The following is a 23850-nucleotide window of genomic DNA, read 5'->3' as shown; positions in this document are numbered from 1 at the left end:
GGAACCATGACCCACGAAGGAATCCACCGCCGGTCGTTCCTGGTCGGCGGCGTCGTCACAGCGCTCACCGCGACCGCCGCCGCGACCGCCGAGGCCCAGGTGGCGCCCAGGGCCGCGGTGCTGGAGTTCACCGACCAGTGGACCAGGGCCGCCGGCCTGGCCGAGCTGCTGCGCCGCGCCGGGTTCACCGTCGTCCCGCTGGACACGGCCGAGGCGGCCACCGCGCAGGGGGTGGACCTGATCGCGTTCGGCAGCTTCACCAACAACGACCGTCGCTACCTCGACTACACCGCCGTCCAGGCCGCCTCGCTGCGCGACTTCGTCGCGAGCGGCCGGGTCGTGCTGGACCTGGCCCAGTCCGACCAGTACGGCGCGGCCGTGCCCTACCTGCCCGCCGGCACGACCGCCATCCGCACGGACTCCGACCACGACGCGGTCTTCCCGACCGCCGCGGACCACCCGCTGGTGGCGGGCCTGCGCATCGCCGACGGGCGGCTGTTCACCGGCCGCGCGGCCGCGATCCGGGTCAGCTGGGAGACCGTGCGGTCGTGGCGGTCGATGCGGGTGCTCATGGCCTGCGCGGCGACCGGCGCGCCGCCGTGCCTGCTGGAGGCCGCGCACGGTGCGGGCCGGTTCCTGGTCGCCAGCCTGACGGTGGACAAGTGCTTCGACGCCGCGGGCAACGCCGTCCAGCCCGCCGCGGCCGTGCGGGACAGCGTCGCGTTCTTCACCAACCTCGCCGGCTACGTGCGCCGGGTCCGGGCGGGCACCGCGCCGGCGGTCGTGCCCACCCCGATGCCCGCCGAAGCGGCGGTGGGTCCGCTGGTCGGGCACGTCGACGAGACCACCGCCCGCCTGTGGGCGCGCCCCGGCCTGGACCCCGCCGCGTTCCCGACCTGGGTGTGCACCGCGCGCGCCGGGGCCACGACCAGGACGGCCACCGCCGCCCTGTCCACGGCCAACGACAACACCCTGCTGGTCACCGTGACCGGCCTGCGCGCGGCCACCCGCTACGAGTACTCGATCGCCCCGCAGGGCGGCGCGCCCGGCTTCACCCCGCTGACCGGCTCGTTCACCACCGCCCCCGCGGCCGGCGCCCCGGCCGTGGTCACGATGGGCCTGGGTTCGTGCGCGCCGTCCACCCCGAGCACCGTGTGGACGCGCATCGCCGACGAGGGCTGCGACAGCTTCGTCCTGCTCGGCGACACCCCCTACGTCGACTCCGCCGACCTCGCCGTGGCCCGCGCCGAGCACCGCCGGTTCCTCGCCCAGCCCGAACTGGCCCGGGTGGTGCGGTCGATGCCGGTCTGGGGCACCTGGGACGACCACGACTTCGGCGGCAACGACTTCCACGGCGACCACACCGGCAAGCGCGCCAACCGCACCGCGTTCGTCGACTACCGCGCCAACGCCACCTTCGGCCACTCCGCGAGCGGCGTGCAGCTCACCACCCGCGGGGACGGCGAGGGCGTCTACACGTCCTTCCGCCGTGGCCCGGTGGAGGTGTTCCTGATCGACCCGCGCTGGTTCAGCCGCACCGGCCCCAGCTGGGCCGACCCCGCGAAGCCCACCTGCCTGGGCCGGGAGCAGTGGGAATGGCTGCGCGCCCGGCTGCGTGCCAGCACCGCCACGTTCAAGGCGCTGGCGACCGGCATGATCTGGGACGACAAGGGCAACGCCGAGAAGGACGACTGGGAGACCTACGCCCACGAGAAGAACGCGATCCTGGACCTCGTCGCCGCCGAGCGCATCCCCGGCTGCTTCCTGATCGGTGGCGACATCCATGTTTCCCGCGCCCTGAACTACGGCCCGCGCGTGGGCTACGACCTGTGGCAGTACATCGTCAGCCCCCTGCACGCCGGCACCATCCCGAGCCTGAACACCCCGCACCCCGCCCTCGTGCACAGCGCCGTCGAACCCCACGTCTTCCTCAAGCTCGTCGCCGACACCACGGTCTCCCCGGCCACGCTCGCCGCCACCTGGATCAACCGGGAGGGGCGCCGGTTGTTCGAGGTGCGCCGCACGGCCACCGACCTTGGCCACCCCGCCTGACCTGCCGACCTACGCCGGGTGAACACCCGATGACTTGTCAATACAAGTATTGACCCGTTGAGGGTCGACTTGCGACCGTTCTGCCGGGCCCGCCGCCGCGGTAGCCCCACCCGCGAACCTTCCCACCCGGAGCCCACCGTGCCCGTCCGCCACCTCGCCCTCGTGGTCGGCCTCACCGCCGCCCTCACCCTGACCGCCTGCGGCAGCGCCGCCGAGCAAGCATCCCCGACCTGCCCGAACGGCACGATCCGCTTCGGCGTCGAACCGTTCGAGGACCCCGCCCGCCTCACCCCGGCCGCGCAGGTCCTCGCCGACGCCCTGTCCGGGGCGCTGGACTGCCCCGTCGAGCTCACCGTCACCGAGGACTACTCCGCCGAGGTCCTGGCCATGCAGAACGGCCGCCTGGACATCGGCATCTTCGGGCCGCTCGGCTACGTCTTCGCCAGCAAGCGCGCCAAAGCCGAGGCCATCGCCTCCTTCGGCGAGTCCGACGGCACGCTCTCCAGCTACACCGCCGGGATCTGGGTTCCCACCGGCTCCGACATCACCTCGATCGAGCAGCTGCGCGGTCGCTCGCTCGCGCTGGGCTCGGTCGGCTCCACCTCCGGCGACGCGCTGCCCCGCAAGGCGCTCAAGGACGCCGGCATCGCCGAGTCCGAGGTGAAGGTCAACTACGCGGGCGGCCACCCCGAGGCCCTGCTGGCCCTGGTCAACGGCGCGGTCGACGCCGCCGAGATCAACTCCCAGCAGCTCGGCAGCGCCACCGACGCCGGTACGTTCGACCAGTCGAGGTTCCGTCGCGTCTGGACCTCCGACCCGATCCCCAACGACCCCATCACCGTGCGCGGCGACCTGCCGCAGGAGTTCAAGGACGCGGTCAAGGGCGCACTGCTGGGGTTGTCCCCGGACGCGGTCGCGGAGATCGGCGCCCTGCTCGACGTGGACCCGCCCGGCCCGCTCGTCGCGGTCGACGAGTCCACCTACCAGCCGCTGTTCGACCTGGCCGAGACCATGGGCCTGACCGAAGAGGACGCCTGATGCTCCAGCTGTCCGGGATCACCGCGCGCTACGGCGAGCGCCGCGTCCTGCACGGCGTGGACGTGCACGTCGCCCGCGGCGAACTGCTGGCCGTCCTCGGGGCCAACGGCTCGGGCAAGTCCACGCTGCTGCGCGCCGCCGCCGGGCTGATCCCGGCGGAGGCCGGCGAGGTGACCGTGGACGGCCGGCCGCGCGGCCGGCTCGACCTGGCCCTGGTGTTCCAGCGCATCCACCTCGTGCGCCGGCGCACCGCCCTGGACAACGTCTGCTCCGGCGCGCTGGGCCGGCTCCCCACCCGGTCGTCGCTGCTGGGGTTCCCGCACGAGGTCCGCGAGGAGGCGATGGCCTGCCTGGACCGGGTGGGCCTGGCCGACCGCGCCCACGACCGGGCGGGCAGCCTGTCCGGCGGCCAGCAGCAGCGCGTCGCCGTGGCCCGCGCCCTGTGCCAGCGCCCGCGCGTGGTGCTGGCCGACGAACCGGTGTCCGCCCTGGACCCCGCCGCCTCCGAACAGGTCCTCGCCCTGCTCGCCGAACTCGCCCACATCGAGGGGCTCGCGGTGCTGGCCGTGCTGCACCAACCCGCGCTCGCCGCCCGCCACGCCGACCGCGTGGTCGGCCTGCGCGACGGCCACGTGGTCCTCGACGGCGCGCCCGACCAGTCCGTCGACTCCCTCTACCAGGTACTGGAGCCCGTGTGACGACCACCGCGGACGGCGTGCGCTGGCTTCCCGTGCCGCCGAAACCCCGTCGCCCGAGGTCCGCTCTGCTCGGGTGGGCCATCGCCGCCGTCGTGCTCGTCGCGCACGCCGTGGCGTGGGAGACCACCGACATCTCCTTCGGCGCGCTGGCGGACGGCCGGCGCGGCATGGCCGACTTCCTCGCCGAGGCCGTGCCGCCGGACCTGTCGTGGGAGGTGCTCGGCCCCAGCCTCGACGCGGCTCTGGTCACGCTGTGGATCGGTCTGCTCGGCACCACCCTGTCGGTGCCGCTCTCACTGCTGTTGGCGCTGCTCGCCGCCCGCGGCACCGCGCCGTCGGGATGGGTCTACCAGGCGACGCGGTCGGTGCTGTCGTTCCTGCGCGCCGTGCCCGACGTGGTGTTCGCCCTGATCTTCGTCACCGCCGTCGGCCTCGGCCCGTTCCCCGGCGTGCTGGCACTGGTGTGCCACAACGTCGGCGTCATGGGCAAGCTGTGGGCCGAGGCGCTGGAGGACGCGGACCCCGGCCCGTCGCAGGCGCTGCGCTCGGCCGGCGCGAACCGCGTCCAGGTCGCCGCGCACGCCCTGCTGCCCTCCGTGCTGCCCCAGCTCACGGGCCTGCTGATGTACCGCTTCGACGTCAACGTCCGGTCCTCGCTCGTGCTCGGCCTCGTCGGCGCGGGCGGCATCGGCTTCCTGATCAACCAGTCCATCAAGCTGTTCAAGTTCGACGAGATGCTCACGCACATCCTCGTGGTGGTCGTGCTGATCGTCGCGGTGGACCGGCTCTCCGCCGCCGTCCGCAGCCGGCTGTCCGAAGGGGACTACGCATGATCGCACTGGCCGCGCTCGACATCGCCGGCACCACGGTGGACGAAGGCGGCGCGGTCTACCGCGTGCTGGCCTCCGTCGTGGCCGACCACGGCAGGCCCGACGTCGACGTCCGCCCGTGGATGGGCGCCGACAAGCGGGAAGCCCTCGCCGCGCTCACCGGCGACCCGGACGCGGTGGAGGAACTGCACGACGAGTTCGTCCGCCGCCTGCGCGACGCCTACGCCGCCGAGCCGCCCACCCCGCTGCCCGGCGTACCGGAGGCGCTGACGGCCCTGCGCTCGGCCGGCGTGAGGGTGGTGCTCACCACCGGGTTCGACCGCCAGGTCACCGACCCCCTGCTGGACGCCGTCGGCTGGCGCGTCGGCGAGCACCTCGACGGCGTGGTGTGCGCCTCCGAGGTCGCGGGCGGTCGCCCGCAGCCGCACATGATCCACCGCGCCATGGAGCTGACCGGCGTCACCGACCCCGCCGAGGTGCTGGTCGCGGGCGACACCGTCCTCGACGTGCGCGCCGGCCTGGCCGCCCGCGCCGGCGTCGTCGCCGCGGTCCTCACCGGCGCGCAGACCCGGCCCGAGCTGACCGCCGAACACCCCACCCACGTCCTCGACGGCGTCCACGACCTCCCGTCACTCCTCCGATCGGGCGCACCAACCCGGTGACGGCATCCGTGCACGACGGGATCGGGTGAACTCCCTGAGAACACCCGTGCCGCCGAGGGTTCCGAGCGCGTGCCGGACGACCGGGCACGAGGATCGCCTGCTCGCCCTCGGAGCCCGTGTTGGCGCGCTCGGGCCGGGGCAGCGGGCGCGGTCGATCTCGTGCGCCCGCGGTCCGGCCGCGTTCGGCGCGGCCCGGACCGCGGACGTGGACCGCGCCCCCGTCCCCCGGGTTCGCCCGGGGCGCGCGGGTGGTGGGTCAGGAGCAGCGGTGCTGCACGGGACGGCCGCCGTCGCTCCCGACGAGGGTGCTCTCGTCGTCGCTGATCCAGCGCAGCTGGAAGGTCCACGGGACGGTGGCGGGCTGTTCGACGACCACGCCGTCGCGCCAGAGGACCGTCCGCTGGCCCGCGCTGACGGTGGTGCGGCCGCCGACGGTGCCGTTGCCGCCGATGGCGGACGCCGAACCGGAGTTGCGGAAGGTGCGGACCAGCACGCCCCGCGCGGTCCACTCGGTGGCGGCGTGGCCGCTGTCGGTGCCCTGCGAGCCCACGACCCGGCCGTTGCGGATGGCGTTCGGGTTGCTGTAGCCGCCGGCGACCTGCGCGGCGAGCACGCGCCACTGGCCGTCGGTGTCCCGCACCAGGCCACCGCCCGAGCTCGTCCCGGTGGTGGCGACGATCCGGCCCTGCTCGTCGACGTCGACGGGGTGGATGGTCCGGACGTCGGCGGGGGAGGGCAGCTCGCGGTAGGTGCCCGGCGCCGAGGCCGGCCACAGCACCACGACGTCCCGGGTGCCGATGTCGGCGTACCCGACGACGTCACCCGCGTTGTTGACCAGCTCGGCCGAGTAGCCGTCCCACGCGGGGTTGCCGGGCAGCGCGGTGGCGCGGCCGTCGCGGCCGATGGTGACGCCGACCAGCCTGCCGTTGACGTAGTCGTAGCCGACGATCCGCCCGGCGGCGTTCACGTCGCGGTACCCCGGCGTCGCGGCGGTGGCCCGCTGCACGACCTTCCCGTTGTCCCACAGCGTTCCGCGCGGGTCGACCAGGCCGCTGAGCGGCACGAACCTGCCGGTGGTGCCCACCGCGTACCGGCTGCCGCTGTAGCCCTCCAGCACACCGCCGTTGGTCTCGGCGGGCAGGTCCCAGGAGGTGGCCTGCCACGTGCAGGCCGCTGCCGCGACCGGTGCCGCCCGGCCGGCCGGCGGCGACACCAGGGCCAGCCCCAGGCCGAGCGCCGCCGCGGCGAGCGCGTGGTTCTTCAGTCGGTTCGACAACGCGGTCGTCCTTCCCCGGAGGAACCTGCTTCTCGGAGCGGAATCCTGGCAACCGCCGGTGGCGGGGGCAAGGAGCGCGCACCGGGGCCGAAGTCGGGGCCGGGGGTCGGGCGACGGGTGCCGACGGGGGCGCTCGTCGCGGCCGGGTGCGGAAGGTGCCGCCGCCACATCGGGCAGTTCCCGCCCGGCGGTCCTTTGTGGTCGTCGTCCCGGGGCGGGCGGGTGGGTCTGGTGCGGCGCCGGTCGGCTGCTTCGGGTGCGTGAACCCGCACCCGCCGGACCACCAGTACCCTCACCGCCCGGCCGCCGCCTCGCCGTGACCGCCCGAATGCGGAGAACCCCCGGTGGCTCCCGCGCGTCCCGGAGGGGCCGGAGGTCGTGCCCGTCCGGCGGGGTGCGCGGGGCAGCGGTGTGGCGAGGACCGGGCTGGTCGTTGTGAGGGGGCAGGGGTTTGGTCGAGCGGGCGCTGGTGCGGGTCTTCCGCGGTGGTCAGCCGGTCGGGGTGGGGTTCCTGGTGTCCGCGGACACCGTGCTGACCTGCGCTCACGTGATCGGTGACGCCGAGGTCGTCGAGCTGGACTTCCCCGTCCTGGACGCCACGGCGCGGGCACGGGTGGTGCACCGCCCCGACGGGGTGGACCTGGCGTGCCTGCGCCTGGGCACCACCCCGCCGGAGGCCCGGCCGGTGCGGGTCGTCGCCGTCGACGACATCCGCGATCACCGGGTGCGCACCTTCGGCGTTCCGGCCCGGCGCCCGGCCGGGGTGTGGTCGCAGGGCGTGGTGCGCGGCCCGATCGCGGATGGGCGCATCCACATCGAGGACGACCGCGCCCACGGCCTGCCGATGCTCCAGGGCTTCAGCGGCGGTCCGGTGGTCGACGACGAGCTGGGCGCCGTGGTCGGCATGGTCGTGGAGGTCGAGGGGCGGCAGGCGCACCGGATCGGTTACGCCCTGTCCGGCGCGGCCCTGCACGACGCGTGGCCCGAGCTGGCCTCGGTCGGCGGCCAACCGAACCCGTTCCGCGGCCTGGAGCCGTTCCAGCGCGAGGACGCCGAGTGGTTCTTCGGGCGTGCGGGGCGGGCCGCCGAGCTGGCGGAACGGCTCGACCGCGACGGCGTCCTGGTGGTCACCGGCCCGTCCGGCTGCGGCAAGTCGTCGCTGGTGCTGGCCGGGCTGCTGCCCCGGCTCGGCGAGGCGGTCGTGGTCCGCCCGGCCGCCGGCGGCTCGCCGTGGGACGCGCTGGCCGCCGCGCTCGGCGTGGACGGGGTCGCGCCGGACCGCGTCGAGGACGTGGTCAACCGCCACCTCGTCGGCCACGACCTGCGCCGCCTCACCATCGTGGTCGACCAGTTCGACGAGGCGCTGGCGCGCTTCCCCGACGAGGCCGCCGAGCTGCTGACCGCCCTGCTGGACGTCGCCGGGTCGCACCACCGCACCCCGCGCGTGGACCTGGTCGTCACCACCACGAGCGAGGCGCTGGACCGCCTGCTCGCCGATCCCCGCGTCGGCTCGCGGCCGGCCGGCCGCACGAGCACCCTGGGCGCGCCGAGCCCGGACGAGCTGCGGGAGGCCGTCGAGGGTCCGCTGGCGGTGCCCGGCACGCCGGTGCTGGAACGCGGCCTGGCCGACGTGCTGCTGGAGGACCTGGTCGGCGAGCGGAACCCGTTGCCGCTGCTGGAGTTTACCCTGGCGCTGCTGTGGGAGCGGCAGCACCGGGGCGTGTTGACGCATCAGGCGTACCGGGAGCTGGGCGGTGTCGGCGGCGCCGTCTCCGCCTACGCCGAGCAGGTGTGGCGCCGGTTCGACCCCGAGCAGGTCCGCCGCGTGCTCACGCAGCTGGTCAGCCCGCTGGAGAACGGCGGGTACACGCGCCGCGCCGTGCCGCCGGACCAGCTGGGGCCGATCGCGGTCGAGCTGGCCCGCACCCGCCTGCTCACCCTCGGGCCGGACTCGGTGGAGCTGGTGCACGAGTCGCTGGTGCGGCACTGGGACCGGCTGCGCGGCTGGGTCGAGGTCGACCGCGACTTCCGGCTGTGGCAGGACGAGCTGGACCGCGCGGCCGCCCGCTGGGAGGCCACCGGTGACCGCGCGCTGCTCCTCCGCGGCCGGACCACCAGGCGGGCCCTGACGCTGCTCCGGGAGCGCCGCGCGGACCTCACCGCCCGGCAGCGCCGGTTCGTCGAGGCGGGCGTGCTGGCGTACGCGCGCCGGGTCGTCGTCCGGACCCTGGCGGTCGCCCTGGTGGTCAGCCTCGGCGTCTCGCTGACCTACGCGGCGACCACGTTGGTCGACCGGCAGGACACGGCGCGGGCGTCGGACGCGGCGAGCACGCTGCTCGGCCGCGCGGACCCCGCCGGCCCGGTGCCGTGGGTCGACAACACCACCCGCGCCTGGCTGACCGACGACCGCCTGGACACCAGGGCGACCCTGCTCGTGCTGTCCCGCTCGCTGAGGCACGTCGAGGTGCTGGTCCCCGGTGGGTCGTGCCCAGCCCGGCCGGCTCCCGGGTCGTGCGCTCCGGCGACGACGGCCGGGTGGCGGAGGTGTGGGACGCGGCGGCCTCGCCGGCGGTGGCGGTCCCGGTCACCGGTGGCGGCTTCACCCCGGAGTGGTTGGGCGAGGACCGGTTCACCGAGCGCGATCCGGCCGGTGAGGTGCGGGTGCGCGACGCGCGCACCGGCGAGGTGGTGCGGACCGTGTCGGCGGACGCCGATTTCGTGGTGGCCGACCCGCTGGGCCACCGGCTCGCCCACGCCGCCCTGGACCGGCCCGAGGTGCACCTGGTCGACGTGACCACCGGGGCCTCGACCACGCTCACCGCGCCCGCGCCGTTCGGCCACGGCCGGCAGACGCCCCCGGGCGTGGCGGTCCTGCTGTACGTGCTGCCCTCGGGGGAGGTCGTCGTCGGCCTGGACGGCAGGTTGTTCGGCCTGTCGGCGGCCGGCTCGCGGGAGCTGCCCGTGACCGGGTACGAGCAGTTCACCGCGACCGGGCCGGTGGACTCCGACTGCGTGGAGGGCACGCTGGTCTCGCGCGACTCGATCACCGGGGTCGAACGCGCGCGGGTCACGCCCGAGGGCCTGCTGTGCACCGAGGAGTACGACGACGCGGCCTTCAGCCTCGACGGCCGGACGTGGGCGATCACCGAGTCCCCCTTCTGGACCGGCACGGAGACGCTGTGGGTGGGGTCGACCGACGCGCCGGGCGACCGGCGCGTGGTCCACGCGCCCTCCGGCGGGCGGGTGCGCGCGGTCGAGCGGGAGGGCTCCGGCGCGGTCCGGGTGCTGCTGGAGCTGGGCGACGACCTCCTGGTCGTGCGCGTGCCGCCGGCCGACCCGCTGGACCGGGCGCTGGCCGCGGCGCGGTCCGCCGAGGTCACCCCGGACGGCGCGCACGTGGTGGTGTTCCGGGCGGACGGCGCGGTCGCGGTCTGGCGGATCGCCGACCGGGCGCGGGTCGCGGAGGTCACGGGTCCGCCCCACGAGTCCAACGGCGTGGAGATCTCCTCCGCGGTGTCGCCCGATTCCCGGACCCTGGCCCTGCGGGACGGCGGCACCACGCGCATCCGGCTGTGGAACCTGCCCGACCTGGCGCCGCTGGCGGAGGTGCACCCGCCCGGCCCCGGGCCGTCGCCGGGGGACCGGGGGCAGGCCGGGCTGTCGTTCCCGGACCCCGGTCGCCTGCTGGTGCACCGCGCCGACCGGCTGAGCGCGTGGGGCGCGCGGTCCGGTGAGCGCCTCGGCGAGCCGGTCGTGCTGCCGGCCGGGGTCGGGCAGCCGTGGACCACCCTGGACGAGGACGAGCTGGTCGTGGTCGGTGACGACGGCCTCACCCGCCGCTACTCGATCGCCGACGGGCGCGAGGTGCCCGGTTCGGTCTTCCGCCACGGCGAGGCGAACGTGCTCGCCGGCCCGGCCGCCGTGCGCGGGGAGCTGATCGCCGTCGCGCGCGCCGGCGCGGTCGAGGTGTTCGACCTGGGCACCGGAGAACTGCTGGACGCCCTGGAGACGTCGGACCACGTCACCGTGGGCGGGTTGTGGTTCCGCGACGACACCGACGAGCTGGAGATCACCCTCGGTGCCCCGATCACCACCACCGGGGTGGTGCAGCTGTGGACGCGGAACCTGATGTGGGGCCTGCCCGAGCTGCTCGGCCGCCCCGACACGCGCCTGGAGGACCTGCCCGCGGCCGCCGGGGGCACCGCGGTGGACGACCGGGTCGACGGGCTGGAGCCGGTCGACCCGCGGGCGTGGCTGGACGTGGTGTGCGGGGTGGTGCGGCGCAGCGGGTTGGTGCTGGAGCGGGCGGATTTGCCCGAGGGCGCGTTCGAGGGCGACGCCTGCTGACGGGAGCCGCGCGTGACGGGAGCCGCGTCACTTCCGTCAGCAGGGCTGCCCGTAGGTCTGGTCGGTCCACTCCCGCGCCGACGCCCGGTTGTCCATGAAGGAAAGAGTCGTGGAGTTGCACCCGGTCACCATCGAGATCCCGCCGTAGTTCGCGTAGTCGTAGAGCACGGTCGCCTTGCAGCCGGAGTAGGTCTGGGTGGAGGAAACGACGTTGTCCCACCCCGCCGGCATGCTGGGCGCGCCCCAACTGGGCCGGGTGCCGTTGTAGTAGCACGCGCCGGGAGCGGTCCAGCTCAGCGAGCTGCCGGCGTAGTTGGGGTCGGTGTAGTCGGTGCCGATCAGGACCGCCTGGATTCCGGTGTCGGCCCGCTCGTTCTCCTGCGCGATCTCGGCCCGCACCCCTGCGGAGGAGGAGAAGCAGCGCAGGTCCGACATCGGTGAGTACCGCTGTCCCTTCTCGGCCACGCCCAGGTGGACGACGCAGTGGCGCTCGGGGGAGGCGCCCGGTCGGGCGGGCGAAGCGTGCGCCGGCATGACGGAGACCGTCATGCCGAAGAACAGGAGGACCGCAGCCGTGCAGCGCAGGAGCGTGGTTCTCATGTGTTCCTATTCCAATCGACGGAGATTCATGAATTGTCGAACAGGCAGGAGTAGACAGTACTTCGGCGGCGATTCGGTGGCCAAGGTCGTGCAACACGGCAAACAGGTGACTGTCGGGCGGTCCACCACCGGGTGGTCCATCCGGTCGAATTCGCAGGTGCATTCCGCTCCAGGGAGGGGTCGCACTCCGCCCACTGGACTGTTCGGTGGCTCTTTCGTCCGGAACAAATCAACACCTACCCGGTGGTCATCGGTGAGCGGGTCCTGCTCGACCACGACTACAACCGGCCCGGCGTCATCGAGCGGGGGACGTCCTGAAGTTCCTCGAAGCGGTCGGCCACCACGCCCGCACCCGCCGGCCGACCACCATGATCTGGGACGCGGACCAGTTCCTCGACCGCGCCGCGCTCACCCGGCCGGCGGGCAACCGCGCGCACGGGGTCAACGCCACGATCGAGGCCAGGTTCTCCGCCGGTGTGCCCTGGCGGGTCGACGTCATCACCGACGACCGGCCCGCCCACGCCGCCGCGGCCGGCACCACCACGTCGTTCGCCGTCCCGACGCGGTTCCTCGGCGACCAACTCGCCACCGTGGAGGCCGACCCGCGACCCGCGAGCATGTATTTGTGACTTGAGTCACAAAGGACTTCGGTAATCCGCAATCGACTCGGATTCACCCGTTCGCCACGTTTCGGCTAGGCCGGTCACCGAGTGCACGGGATCGCCGCCCCGCATTCGTGCGGTCATTTCCCCAACGTGCGCGAACAGGTCCGCCCCGGTCTCGAACGCGAGTCGGCCTCTGCATCGCGGATCACCCTTCCGGTCGCGTTTGAACGGAGCGTGTCCGAAACGTCCGTGAGAAGGATCGGTGCTTCATGGAAATATCCGAGCGGTAGTCACGACGCGGCTCTCCGGCGAAAGGAGCAATTACCAGGGCTCTTTTCGGTTGGTCACCCGAAAGGACTCGTGCGCAGTTGTTCCCGGTTCTGCTTCTATTTGGCCAACGCCGATCGGCGCAGACGGAACTTTCGAACTAGGAGCCCAAGTTGTTGAAGCGTCTTGTCTCGGGTGCCGCTCTCACCGCGATCACCGGTGCGCTCCTCTTCAGCGGCGCGACCGCGGCCCAGGCGACCACCAAGCCGGCCGTCGACTGCCTGAACTCCCCGATCGGCCTGGTCAACGTCGTCGCGTGCAGCGTGGACGTGGACGTGGACATCCTGCCCGACGCCGTCATCACCTTCGGCGACATCCTGAGCGGCAACAAGGTCCTCAACGGGACCGAGCTGGACCTGCTGGAGGTCGAGCTGGAGAACGTCCTCAAGACCGTCAACGTCGAGGACAACCTGGTCTTCAAGAACACCCTGGTCGACGCGCTGAACGACCTGGACCTGATCGACGACATCGACATCTCGAAGATCCTGGTCAGCATCCTCCCCTGATCGACGGCCGACCGGCCCGGTGAACCGACCCTGCGGGGGCACCTGCGATCCAGGTGCCCCCGCAGGGCGTCACCCGTTCCCGAAATCCGGATTCACGTTTTCGGCACGGAATTCGGTGACTGGGATCGGCGCCCGCTCAGGACGTTCGGCGCGCGGTGAGCAGGAGTCGGCCGCTCCCGATCCCGTAGGGTTCGCCACCCGGGCCGTCGAACAGCCCGATGTCGGTGAACCCGTTGCCGGCCAGCAGGTCGATGATCTGCGCCACCGTGTAGACGTGGTGGATCGCGGTCACGTCGAGCTGCTCGTCACCGCGGCTGAACCGGTAGCGGCTGAGCACCCGGCTCCCGGCGACGTCGTACTCGCTGGTCGCGACGGTGGTGATGTCGCCGGTCCGCATGGTCCGCGGCTCGGCCCGGTAGCCGGGCAGGATCGACTCGGCCGCCGAGGCGAAGTCGACGACCAGGCCGCCGCCGGGCCGGACGGCCCCGCCCAGCGCGGCGGCGAACTCCCGCAGGCCGTCGGGTTCGAGGTAGCCGAAGCTGTTGCCCAGGCAGACCACGGCGTCGAACCCGCTGTCCCGCGGGACGTCCCGCATGTCGGCGTGGACGAACTCCACGTCGAGACCGACGGCGGCGCGCCGTGCGTGCCCGATCGCCTCGGCGGACAGGTCGACACCGGTCACGCGGTGCCCGCGCCGGGCGAGTTCCAGGCTGTGCCGCCCGCTCCCGCACGGCACGTCCAGGACCAGCGAGCCCGGCGCGAGACCGAGGCGTTCCTCGACGAAGTCGATCTCCTCGACGGTGACCTCCGGCGGCACGGCGCGCCGCCAGAACTCGTTGGGCAGTTCGGTGAAGAAGTCCACGTACCAGGTGGACGAGGGTGATGCGGACATGTGAGAACTCCCTGCGGTGCATCGGCTTCCAGGGCGATGTCACCGGGCGGCCCCGGGCCGTCGAACGGCCTCGGTGCGGTGGCCCGGTGTGGTGTTCCGGGCAACCATGGCTTCCTCCACAGTCAGCGGTCCCCCCGACGCTAGCAGCACCCGGCCGGACCGGCGAACGGCTTTTCGCGCGCCGAACCGTGCGGGGACGACGACCGGGGAGCACGCCGCCCACCCGCACCGGAACCGGGACCGGGGCGCCGCGGTTCGGGACCCGGTGCCGCTCAGGAACCCGGCAACGCCCCCGCCGCCTCCCGGTGCCCCGCGAGCGTCCGGGCCACCTGCTCGCGCAGGCGGTCGAACGCCGAGCGCCCGACGACCACCCCGACCGCCTCCGCCACGCCCACCGGGCACTCCACCGCGATCACCGCCGGATCGGCCTCGTGCGGGTGGACCACCGACCGCACCGCCTCCTCGTACCCGTCGAGCACCCCGGCCAGCCGCGCCAGCGCCTCCACCAGGGACCGGTCGGCCAACTCGGGCACCGGCGCGCCGGCCTCCAACCGGGCCGCCGGCTCCGCCCGGAACCGCTCGGCCAGCGCGGGCACCTCCGCCAGGGCCTCCCGGCGGCCGTCCGCGGCCTCCCGGGCAGCCGCGTCCCGGGCCAACCGGCTCGCCAGCCCGTCCCGCAGGCCGCGTTCCTCCTCGTCCAACGGGCGGACCGGGGGCGGGTGGTTCGGCAGGCAGTGGCCGACCAGGGTGAACCCCTCCGGCGCCGCCTCGCGCAGCCTGCCCGTGGTCTCGACGAGGTAGGCGCGGAACCCGGCAGTGGCGGCGGTCCACTCCTCCTCGTCGGTGACGCCGTGGTGCGCCGCCAGCGCGGTGAGCACCGCGTCTGCCACCGCGTCGGGGTCCTCCAGCGGCTGCGCGGCCAGCACGCGGCTGAACAGCGCGAAGTCCCGTTGCCGGTGGTGCTGCGCGGTTTCCCGCCACCGGCGGCCCTGCTCGGCGATCCAGTGCCACGAGTGGCGGGCGGCGACGAACACCGGCAGCGCGAACAGCGGACCGTTCTCCTCGCGCCACCGCCGGGAGTCCCGGGCGTCGTCGCGGGTGAGGGCGGCGCGGGTCGCGGTGAGGGCGGCCGCGGTGTCGGGGGCGAGCGCGTGGCGGGCGGTGGCGTCGGCGGTGAGGCTCGCCAGCACCCGTCGCACGTCCTGCCGGTCGGTCGCGGCGGCCAGCTCCGCGGCGGCCCCGGCCATCCGCTCCCGCGCCGCCAGGTCGGCGTCCAGGCCGGCGATGCGCCCCCGGAGGTCCCGCAGGGCGTCCACCAGGCCCCACGGCAGGTCGGTGGGGTCGGCCAGGACCGCGTCCACCCCGGCCAGGTCGTCCGGCGGCGACGTGGCGAGCGCTGCCAACCCGCGCAAAACCTGCTGGTCCCGGCTCCGCTCCGCCGACCGGATGCGCCTCGCCCACAGCGGACCGGACACCACGTCGACCAGCTCGCGCACCTCCCGCTCCACCCCGCTCCACCGCGCGAGCAGCTCGTGGTTCGCCTCGTGGAACTCCTCGACCCAGTCCTGGACGCGCCGGTGCGCCTCGTCGGCGGTGCGGTCGGCCAGCGGCAGCACGTGCACGCGCCGGGACGCCACGTCGGCGCAGACCACCAGGCAGGGCACGTGCGCGTCCAGCCCCAGCCGCCGGGTGAACCCCGGGCCGTCCGCGTCGGGGACGGTGGCGAAGCGCACCAGGTCCGCCGGGGCGGGTCGGTGCCCCCGGGCGAACTCACGGCCGACCGCCGAACCGCCGTCGACCAGCAGCACGCTCCACCCGAAGCGGTCGGTCAGCGCCCGGGTCCGGTCGTCCAGGCGCAGCGCGTGCCGGTAGGCGGTGTCGGCGGTCGGTGCGCGGAAGGCCATGTGCCGAGCGGAACAGCCGTGGGCACGCGGTGTCAAGGCGGTGGTCCGGGCGGGTCGGCGCCCCCCGCTCCACTGTGGACCGGGCCGCGCGGCGGCGGGCCGCTCCCGAAGTCCGTGCGGCAAACGGAGGTAGCCCGTGGGCTGGGTGGGGCAGTAGCGTCTGGTTGTGTTGGAACGGGACGAGGTCATCGCCGGGCGGTACCGGCTCGTGGCGCTGCTCGGGCGCGGGGCGTCCGGGGTCGTGTGGCGGGCGCGGGACGAGCGGTTGGGGCGGGACGTCGCGGTCAAGTTCCTCGGGGCGGGCGGTTCGCCGGACGCCGTGGAGCGGATCGTGCGGGAGGGGCGGGTCGCGGCCAAGCTGCGGCACCCGCACTCGATCAGCGTGCACGACGTGGTCGAGCACGGCGGCAAGCCCTGCCTGGTCATGGAGTACCTGCCCTCGCGGACGCTGGCCGAGCTGGTCGACGAGCGCGGGCCGCTGCCGGAGCAGCTGGTGGCGGGGGTCGGGTGGCAGGTGGCGTCGGCGCTGGCGGCGGCGCACGCGGTCGGCGTCGTGCACCGGGACGTCACGACGTTCAACGTGCTGCTGGGCGACGACGGCACCGCGAAGATCGCCGACTTCGGCATCGCCCGAGCCATCGGCGAGGGCACGGTGACCGATCCCCGGGTGGTCGTGGGCACGCCCGCGTTCCTCGCGCCGGAGGTGGCGGCGGGGGAGCCGGCGGTGTTCGCCTCCGACGTGTACTCCCTCGGCGCGACGCTGTACGCGGCGCTGGAGGGTCACCCGCCGTTCGGGGCGACCGACAACCCGTACGCGCTGCTGCGGCGGGTGTCGGAGGGTCAGGTGGCGCCGATGCGGTTCCCCGGACCACTCGGCGACGTGCTGCTGCGCGTGCTGCGCCGGGACCCGGCCGAGCGGCCGACCATGGCCGAGGTGCACGCGCTGCTGGACGCGGTCGTGCAGGGGCGGCCGCTGCCGGGCACGCCACCGGTGGGCGAAGCCGGAGCGGACGGAGCGGGCGCGGGCGAAGCCGGAGCAGGCGGAGCCGGGGCGTTCGACGAGGACCGGGCGTTCGAGGGGAGCGGACCGCTCGACGACAGCGGATCGTCCGACGAGAACCGTCCCGCTGTCGAATTCGGGCCGACCGGTGAAATCCGACAAATCGACACCACTCGGCCCGTTGACGCATCCCGGCCCCCCGGCAGCACGCGACCGCTGCCCGCACGGCACCGAGCACCGTGGCGGCGGGTCGCCCTGGTGGTCGGCGCCGTGGTGCTGGTCGCCGCCGGTGTCGTGATCGGCGACTCCCTGCGCGACGACGAACCGTCCGACCCGACCGCCCTCCCGGCCCCGACAACGAAGACCACGACCACCAACACCACCGAGGCCACCACCACGGCCCCGCAGGTCGACTGCACCGCCCGCTTCCGGATCACCAACTCCTGGCCGGGCGGCTACCAGGTGGAGGTGACCGTGCGCAACTCCGGCGGGCGGGCCCTCACCGCGTGGGCGGTCACCTGGCCCCTGCCCGCGGGTCACGCGATCAGCAACCTGTGGGACGGCACCCTCGCCGCGGCCGCCGGCTCGGTGCGGGTCACCAACGCCGGCTACAACGCCCGGCTCCCCGTGGACGGCTCCACCACCTTCGGTTTCACCGCCAACGGCCCGGCCACCCCCGAACCGGACGTCACCTGCACGTCCGGGAATTGATCGCCCGGTCGGCGGAATGCCTCCCACGTCCGGGGGAGCGCACCGCCGGCGGTCGCCGAGATGGTCCGGCGGGTGGCCTGCGGCGGCGACACACTACGCCGCGGGGTCGGGGACCGCCATGTGTCCTGCACCTCTTCCGAGAACTCCTCCGGCGTGTCCCGCGCCACTTTCCGGGCAATGGGCGGACCCGTGTGTGAGCTCCGTCAAAGAACGCGTCCGTCGAGTTGTTGAACTTCGGGATCTCGCATTTTCGGGAATGTCTGGATCACGCTCCGTGCCGGTTCGGCGATTCAATATCCCGTTGCTGCGGGGGGAGGTGTCCGGAGAGGGTTGACCGGCCTACCGCGCTAGGGCGAACGGGCTAGCGGGTCTTCTTTTTCCTGCTCACCGCCCGCCCGGTGGTTGACTGCTCAATATTTGTGACAAATGGGTGAACCATCAGCATTTTCCGCAGGTCAACCCCCATCCTATGTGGATGATCGAGGTCGTGTAACGGACTTGTTACATCGACCCCACTTCGGTCTCACGATCAATGGAGCCTATTTCCTGTCCGGCTGATTCCTCCTTGACTGGCATGAACCCCTTGAGTACCGTACGAACTCGTTCTGGGGTCCGGCGAATAAAGGCGATCGCCTTCGTCGAGTTGATTTTTTCGATTCCGCTTCCTGCTGGGGGGAGAGTGGAGTGATCAGTTACGTGTGCCCGCCGTTCGTCGGGGGTCCACCTCGGGGTGAATCACCGTGAACTCGTCATTGATCTTCGGGAAGTGGTACGAGCGCGCCGGGGTGCGCACCGATCCCCACCGCACGTTCTGCGCGGAGGTGGAGTCCGGCCTGACCGCGTTCCCGATCAAGCTCATCCCGCACCTGGCGCACCCGCTGACCGCCGAGCTGCCCGAGGAGGAGCGCGGCGCGGTGATCACCCGCCGCTTCTACGAGTACATGAACTTCGTGGCGAACCTGGAGGCCAAGGTGGTCAACCGGGGCACCCTGGTCGTCGCGTTCGACCAGGCGGGACTGGGCATCGACCGGCAGCTGCGGCTCGACGCGTGGAAGATCTACTGCGACGAGGCCCACCACGCGCACACCAGCTTCGAGATGGTGGACCAGGTGGAGCGGGCGACCGGCGTGCCGGGCCTGCCCTACTCGTTCGACCACACCCTGGCCCGGCTCGACGGCAGCGGCGCGGCCCTCGACCCGCAGGCCGCCCAGCTGCTCCAGGTCGTGGTGTTCGAGACGGTGGTGACCTCGCTGCTGGAGGACATCCCCAACGACGAGACGGTGGCGGGCACCATCCGCGAGGTCGTCGCCGACCACGCCCGCGACGAGCGCCGGCACCACGCCTTCTACACCCGTTTCTTCGACTTCCTCTGGGGTGTCATGGACGAGGGCACCCGAGCCCGCGCCGCGCGCTGCCTGCCCGGCATCATCACCGCCTGCCTCTCACCCGACCTCCCCGCCATCCGCAAGTCCCTGCTCGCCACCTCCCTCACGGCCGCGCAGGTGGAGCAGGTGATCGGCGAGACCTACACCGACACCGCCGTGCGGGCCGACCTCCGCGCGTCCGCCCGGCACACCCTCAAGATGTTCTTCGACCACGACGTGCTGGAGGTGCCCGGCGCCCGCGAGGACTTCGCCGCGGCCGGCCTCCTGCTGCCCGAGGTGGGTGGTTCCCGTGGGTGAGCCCGGCCGGTTCCCCTACGACGCGGGCCTGCACCCCGGCGGGTACACCACCCGGCACTGGACGATCCGGCAGCTCGCCGGCCTCGGCGACGCCTCCGACACCAACGCCCGGTTCCGCTACCTGCTCGACCGCGGCGAGACCGGCCTGTCCCTGGCGTTCGACCTGCCGACGCAGATGGGCCTGGACCCCGACGACCCGGCCGCCGCCGGCGAGGTCGGCCGCGCGGGCGCGTCGATCGCCACGGTCGACGACTTCGCCGCGGTGTTCGAGGGCATCCCGCTCGACCACATCTCCGTGTCCTTCACCATCAACGCGACCGCGCCGATGATCCTGGCGATGTGGATCGTGGCCGCGCAGGAGAGCGGCGTCGACCCGGCCGCGCTGCGCGGCACCCTCCAGAACGAGATGCTCAAGGAGCACCTGGCCCGGCACGCGGTCGTGTTCGACCTCGACCACAGCTTCCGGTTCTCCCTGGACGTCATCGAGCACTGCGTCCGCCACCTGCCGAAGGTCAACCCGATCTCGATCTCCGGCGGCCACGCGCGGGAGGCGGGCGCGACCCGCCCCCTGGAGGTGGCCCTCGCCATCGCCGACGCCGAGCAGTACCTCGACGGCATGATCGCCCGCGGGTTCACCGTGGACGAGGTGGCCGCGCAGTTCAGCTTCATCTTCGGCTCGCACCTGGAGATCCTGGCGGAGGCGGCCAAGTTCCGGGCCGCCCGGCGGATCTACGCCACCCGGATGCGCGACCGCTACGGCGCGCGGGACGCGAAGTCGATGAAGCTGCGCGCCCAGGTCAACACCTTCGGCTCGGCGCTGGCCGTGCAGGAGCCGCTCAACAACATCGCCCGCACCACCGTGCAGGCCATCTCGGCGGTGCTCGGCGGCGTCCAGTCGCTGCACGTGTGCTCGTTCGACGAGGCGGTGCAGACGCCCGGCGAGCTGGCGGCCCGGATCGCGCTGCGCATCCAGCAGATCCTGCTGCACGAGACCGACCTGGCGCGCCACGTCGACCCGCTCGGCGGGTCCGCGGTGCTGGAGCGGCTCGTCGACGAGGTCGAGGCGGAGGCGCTGTCCTGGCTCGACCGCATCGAGCAGCGGGGCGGCCTGCTCGCCGCGCTGCGCGGCGGCTGGCTCTCCGGCGAGATCGACGACATGGCGTTCCACGACCGGGGCCCCGTCGTCGGGGTCGCGGACGCGGCCGAGTCGGAGCACGAGCGCGCCCTGCTGCGCGAGCAGCGCAAGTCCGGTGTCGCCGCCGGCAGGCGGAGGCCCTTCTCCCGGGTCGAGTGCCCGGACCAGCTCGCCGCGGTGTCCGCGGCCGCCGAGGCGGGGCACAACGTGCTGCCCGCCCTGGTGGAGGCCGCGCGGGCGCGGGCGAGCATCCAGCAGATGTGCACGGCGGTGGCCCGCGGCATCGGCCACCCCGCCGGTCAGGCGTCCCCGGCGCACGCCTGAGACCACACCGGGCTTTCGGTCCACAGCGTTCCACGGCCAAATCACCAGGAGCACCCATGTGCGGGATCACCGGTTTCGTCGACTTCACCCCTGCCTCGGAGGAGCGGGAGGTGTTGATCGACACCATGACCGCCACGATGCACCGCCGCGGTCCGGACGACCAGCGCACGTGGCTGGACCGCCACGTCGCGCTCGGTGTGCGGCGGCTGTCGGTCGTGGACCTCGTCGGCGGTGTGCAGCCGATGGTCGCCCAGCGACCGGGTGAACCCCCGGTCACCCTGGCCTACACCGGCGAGGTCTTCAACTGCGACGAGCTGCGGGCGGAGCTGCGCTCGCACGGCCACACCTTCACCACGAGCAGCGACACCGAGGTCGTGCTGGCCTCCTACCTCCAGTGGGGCGCGGCGTGCGCGGAGCGCCTGCTCGGCATGTTCGCCTTCGCGGTGTGGGACGGCCGCACCGACGAGGTGCACCTGATCCGCGACCGGTTCGGCATCTACCCGATGTACTACACCGAGGTGCCCGGCGGGTTCGTGTTCGGCTCCGCGCTCATGGCCCTGCTCAAGCACCCGGCCGTGGAGCCGGTCGTGGACACCGAGGGCCTGCGCGCCATCGTCGACTTCGTGAAGGCGCCGGAGAACGGCATCTTCGCCGGCGTCAAGGAGGTCCGCGGCGGCACGATCGTCCGCTTCGGCCGCAACGGGCTGTCGGTCACCACCTACTGGGCCCCGCCCGCCCGGCCGCACGAGGACGACCTCGACACCACCGTGGGCACGGTCCGCGAGCTGCTGGAGGACTCGGTCCGCCGGCAGCTGCACAGCGACGTGCCGCTGGGCGTGTTCCTGTCCGGCGGCCTGGACTCCAGCGCCCTGCTGGCGCTCGCCGCCCGCCACAACGGCGGCGAGACCCTGCGTACCTACTCGATCGACTTCGCGGGCCACGACAAGAACTTCACCCCCGACGAGGTCCGCTCCACCCCGGACTACCCGTTCGTGGCACGCATGGTCGAGCACCTGGGCACCGACCACACCCGGGTCGTCGTCTCGCCCGAGGAGCTGATGGACCCCGAGGTGCGCCGGGAGGTCCTGCTGGCCCGGGACATCCCGACCTCGCTGGGCGACCTCGACACCTCCTACCTGCTGCTGGCCCGCCGCTTCCGCCAGGACTGCACGGTGGCGCTGGGCGGCGAGGGCGCGGACGAGCTGTTCGGCGGCTACCACTGGTTCCTGGAGGACCGCTTCGTCGACGCGCAGGCCCTGCCGTGGCTGGAGTTCGGCCGCCAGATGGCCGGCAAGAACGGCCTGCGCAACACTGGCCTGATCAACCAGGACCTGGTCGAGTCGCTGGGCAGCGACGAGGCCGAGCGCGACCTGTACGCCACCGAGGTGGCCAAGATCGAGCGGCTGCCCGGCGAGTCCGACGTGGACCGCAAGATCCGCACCGTCACCTACCTGAACCTGACCGGCTACCTGCGGATCATCCTGGACCGCAAGGACCGCATCGGCATGGCCGTGTCGCTGGAGGGCCGCGTGCCGTTCCTCGACCACCGGCTGGTCGAGTACGTCTACAACGTGCCGTGGGCGATGAAGTCCTTCGACGGCCGGGAGAAGTCCCTGCTGCGCGCCGCCGTCCGCGACCTGCTGCCGCCCTCGGTGCTGTACCGCAAGAAGGCCGGCTACCCGCCGATCGACGACCCGGGCTACGACCGCGCGCTGCGCGCCATGGTCACCGAGCTGCTGGCCGACGGCTCCGCGCCGATCCAGCCGTTCCTGGACCTGGGCACCGCCAAGTCCTACCTGGCCGACCCGACCTCGGCCGCGTCCAGGGAGAAGGTCAACCGCTTCTCACTGGAGATGGTGCTGTACCTCAACGAGTGGCTGGCCACCTACGACGCCCGGCTCGCGATCTGATGGGGTTCCGCGCGTCGGCACAGGCCAAGGGGGAGCCGGTGGACCTGCTCGGCATCGGTTTCGGCCCCTCCAACCTCGCGCTGGCCATCGCGGTGCGCGAGCACAACGAGGCCGGGGAGGCGCCGCTGCGCGTCGCCTTCCACGAGCGGCAGCCCCGGTTCGGGTGGCACCGGAACATGCTGATCGACGACAGCACCATGCAGATCTCCTACCTCAAGGACCTGGTGACGCTGCGCAACCCGACCAGCGGCTTCTCCTTCGTGGCCTACCTGCACGAGAAGGGCCGCCTGGTCGACTTCATCAACCACCAGGTCATCTACCCGTCGCGGGTGGAGTTCCACGACTACCTGGAGTGGGCGGCGGAGCGGTTCACCCCCCAGGTGGAGTACGGCAGCGAGGTCACCGCGGTCCACCCCGTGCTGACCGACGACCGGGTGACCGCGCTGGACGTGCACGCGGTCAGCGAGGACGGCGTCACGGTGCGGCGCGCCCGCAACGTGGTGCTGGCCACGGGCCTGTCGCCGTGCCTGCCCGAGGGGGTGGAGCGCGGCGACCGGATCTGGCACAGCGGCGAGCTGCTGGGCCGGGTCGCCGCGCTGGGCGACGCGCGCCCCAAGCGGCTCGCAGTGGTCGGCGCCGGGCAGAGCGCGGCGGAGGTGACCGAGTACCTGCACCGGACCTTCGCCGACGCGGAGGTGTTCCCGATCTTCAGCCGGTACGGCTACACCGCCGCCGACGACAGCCCGTTCGCCAACCGGATCTTCGACCCGTCGGCGGTGGACGAGTTCTTCACCAGCGACGCCGAGGTCAAGCAGATGCTGCTGGGCTACCACGCGGGCACCAACTACGCGGTGGTGGACCGGGACCTCATCAACGAGCTGTACCGCCGCTCGTACCACGAGCGGGTGACGGGCCGCCGAAGGCTGCGGTTCCTCAACGTGTCCCGTCCGCGGCGGGTGACCCCCACCGCGGACGGGGTGCGCCTCGACGTCGAGCACCTGCCGACCCGCACGACCACGGCGCTGGACGTGGACTACGTGGTGTTCGCCACCGGCTACCGGCCCTCGCGGCCGGACCGGCTGCTCGACGCCCTGGAGCCCTGGCTGCGCCGCGCCGAGCACGACGAACTCGTGGTCGGCCGGGACTTCCGCGTGCTCACCGACGGCCGCATGTCGGCCGGCGTCTACGTGCAGGGCGCCACGGAGCACCTGCACGGCATCTCGTCGAGCCTGTTGTCCACGTCGTGCGTCCGGGCGGGGGAGATCGCCGCGTCGGTGGTCGAGGCGGTCCGCCGCGCGGCCCCGCTGGCGACCGGCAACGGACAGCCGCGACAAGTCCTGGGGAGCTAGTT

At 73.2% G+C, this 23850-nt stretch carries 17 protein-coding genes; 13 read left to right on the top strand and 4 right to left on the bottom strand.

The annotated features are described in order from the left end of the window. The first annotated feature begins 6 nt into the window (after nt 1-6). The 5 genes from Q5530_RS12130 (at nt 7) to Q5530_RS12110 (ending at nt 5280) form a co-directional block, all read left to right on the top strand. Nucleotides 7-2052 (top strand): alkaline phosphatase D family protein, encoded by a 2046-nt coding sequence (locus Q5530_RS12130; protein ID WP_415362272.1) that lies wholly within the window; start codon nt 7-9, stop codon nt 2050-2052. A 138-nt stretch (nt 2053-2190) separates the two neighbouring features. Beyond that, entirely contained in the window at nt 2191-3090 is a 900-nt protein-coding gene (locus Q5530_RS12125; RefSeq protein WP_415362271.1) for a phosphate/phosphite/phosphonate ABC transporter substrate-binding protein, read from the top strand. Further along, complete coding sequence (locus Q5530_RS12120) at nt 3090-3788, top strand: phosphonate ABC transporter ATP-binding protein (protein WP_415362270.1); 699 nt, start codon at nt 3090-3092, stop codon at nt 3786-3788. Before Q5530_RS12125 ends, Q5530_RS12120 begins: the two co-directional genes overlap by 1 nt. Beyond that, nucleotides 3785-4621, top strand: a complete 837-nt coding sequence (gene phnE / locus Q5530_RS12115; protein ID WP_415362269.1) for a phosphonate ABC transporter, permease protein PhnE — start codon at nt 3785-3787, stop codon at nt 4619-4621. Before Q5530_RS12120 ends, phnE begins: the two co-directional genes overlap by 4 nt. Further along, nucleotides 4618-5280 (top strand): phosphonatase-like hydrolase, encoded by a 663-nt coding sequence (locus Q5530_RS12110; RefSeq protein WP_415362268.1) that lies wholly within the window; start codon nt 4618-4620, stop codon nt 5278-5280. Before phnE ends, Q5530_RS12110 begins: the two co-directional genes overlap by 4 nt. A gap of 256 nt (nt 5281-5536) precedes the next feature. On the opposite strand, the gene Q5530_RS12105 is transcribed toward Q5530_RS12110, so the two are convergent. Further along, a complete protein-coding gene (locus Q5530_RS12105) occupies nt 5537-6556 on the bottom strand; it encodes a hypothetical protein (protein WP_415362267.1) in 1020 nt (339 codons plus the stop codon). A 451-nt stretch (nt 6557-7007) separates the two neighbouring features. Here Q5530_RS12105 and Q5530_RS12100 point away from each other — a divergent pair, with 451 nt between their 5' ends. Continuing rightward, on the top strand, nt 7008-9350 hold the full coding sequence (locus Q5530_RS12100; RefSeq protein WP_415362266.1) for a trypsin-like peptidase domain-containing protein: 2343 nt from the start codon (nt 7008-7010) through the stop codon (nt 9348-9350). A 1589-nt stretch (nt 9351-10939) separates the two neighbouring features. On the opposite strand, the gene Q5530_RS12095 is transcribed toward Q5530_RS12100, so the two are convergent. Beyond that, a complete protein-coding gene (locus Q5530_RS12095) occupies nt 10940-11503 on the bottom strand; it encodes a hypothetical protein (RefSeq protein ID WP_415362265.1) in 564 nt (187 codons plus the stop codon). A 368-nt stretch (nt 11504-11871) separates the two neighbouring features. Here Q5530_RS12095 and Q5530_RS12090 point away from each other — a divergent pair, with 368 nt between their 5' ends. Next, the gene (locus Q5530_RS12090) at nt 11872-12132 is read left to right on the top strand and encodes a hypothetical protein (protein ID WP_415362264.1); all 261 of its coding nucleotides are present in this window, start codon (nt 11872-11874) and stop codon (nt 12130-12132) included. 416 nt (nt 12133-12548) lie between these two features. After that, nucleotides 12549-12941: a hypothetical protein gene (locus tag Q5530_RS12085; RefSeq protein ID WP_415362263.1), complete on the top strand. Its 393-nt coding sequence runs from the start codon at nt 12549-12551 to the stop codon at nt 12939-12941. Nucleotides 12942-13077: 136 nt separating this feature from the next. Here Q5530_RS12085 and Q5530_RS12080 read toward each other — a convergent pair whose 3' ends face one another. Further along, nucleotides 13078-13833 carry an SAM-dependent methyltransferase gene (locus tag Q5530_RS12080; RefSeq protein WP_415362262.1) on the bottom strand — a complete coding sequence of 252 codons (756 nt, stop codon included), beginning with the start codon at nt 13831-13833 and terminating at the stop codon, nt 13078-13080. Nucleotides 13834-14105: 272 nt separating this feature from the next. Next, nucleotides 14106-15737 (bottom strand): hypothetical protein, encoded by a 1632-nt coding sequence (locus tag Q5530_RS12075; RefSeq protein ID WP_415362261.1) that lies wholly within the window; start codon nt 15735-15737, stop codon nt 14106-14108. A gap of 166 nt (nt 15738-15903) precedes the next feature. Between Q5530_RS12075 and Q5530_RS12070 the strand changes: the two genes are divergently transcribed. From Q5530_RS12070 to Q5530_RS12050, 5 genes are all read left to right on the top strand, one after another. After that, nucleotides 15904-17448, top strand: a complete 1545-nt coding sequence (locus Q5530_RS12070; RefSeq protein ID WP_415362260.1) for a protein kinase domain-containing protein — start codon at nt 15904-15906, stop codon at nt 17446-17448. Nucleotides 17449-18188: 740 nt separating this feature from the next. Beyond that, nucleotides 18189-19130, top strand: a complete 942-nt coding sequence (locus tag Q5530_RS12065; RefSeq protein ID WP_380643562.1) for a diiron oxygenase — start codon at nt 18189-18191, stop codon at nt 19128-19130. Next, nucleotides 19123-20589: a methylmalonyl-CoA mutase family protein gene (locus Q5530_RS12060; protein WP_415362259.1), complete on the top strand. Its 1467-nt coding sequence runs from the start codon at nt 19123-19125 to the stop codon at nt 20587-20589. Before Q5530_RS12065 ends, Q5530_RS12060 begins: the two co-directional genes overlap by 8 nt. A 56-nt stretch (nt 20590-20645) precedes the next feature. Then, a complete protein-coding gene (gene asnB, locus Q5530_RS12055; RefSeq protein ID WP_380643556.1) occupies nt 20646-22499 on the top strand; it encodes an asparagine synthase (glutamine-hydrolyzing) in 1854 nt (617 codons plus the stop codon). A 38-nt stretch (nt 22500-22537) separates the two neighbouring features. After that, on the top strand, nt 22538-23848 hold the full coding sequence (locus Q5530_RS12050; protein WP_415362258.1) for a lysine N(6)-hydroxylase/L-ornithine N(5)-oxygenase family protein: 1311 nt from the start codon (nt 22538-22540) through the stop codon (nt 23846-23848). Nucleotides 23849-23850 lie beyond the last annotated feature (2 nt).

Source organism: Saccharothrix sp. BKS2 (assembly GCF_047689505.1).
Lineage (GTDB): Bacteria > Actinomycetota > Actinomycetes > Mycobacteriales > Pseudonocardiaceae > Actinosynnema > Actinosynnema lopnurensis.
Note: the sequence above shows the minus strand (reverse complement) of the source record. Positions and strands in the feature narration are given on the sequence as shown.

Excerpts from the sequence above, each read along its gene's own strand:
- Q5530_RS12130 (WP_415362272.1), top strand. The coding sequence starts at position 7 with ATGACCCACGAAGGAATCCACCGCCGGTCGTTCCTGGTCGGCGGCGTC.
- Q5530_RS12120 (WP_415362270.1), top strand. The coding sequence starts at position 3,090 with ATGCTCCAGCTGTCCGGGATCACCGCGCGCTACGGCGAGCGCCGCGTC.
- Q5530_RS12110 (WP_415362268.1), top strand. The coding sequence starts at position 4,618 with ATGATCGCACTGGCCGCGCTCGACATCGCCGGCACCACGGTGGACGAA.
- Q5530_RS12095 (WP_415362265.1), bottom strand. The coding sequence starts at position 11,503 with ATGAGAACCACGCTCCTGCGCTGCACGGCTGCGGTCCTCCTGTTCTTC.
- Q5530_RS12090 (WP_415362264.1), top strand. The coding sequence starts at position 11,872 with ATGATCTGGGACGCGGACCAGTTCCTCGACCGCGCCGCGCTCACCCGG.
- Q5530_RS12080 (WP_415362262.1), bottom strand. The coding sequence starts at position 13,833 with ATGTCCGCATCACCCTCGTCCACCTGGTACGTGGACTTCTTCACCGAA.
- Q5530_RS12075 (WP_415362261.1), bottom strand. The coding sequence starts at position 15,737 with ATGGCCTTCCGCGCACCGACCGCCGACACCGCCTACCGGCACGCGCTG.
- asnB (WP_380643556.1), top strand. The coding sequence starts at position 20,646 with ATGTGCGGGATCACCGGTTTCGTCGACTTCACCCCTGCCTCGGAGGAG.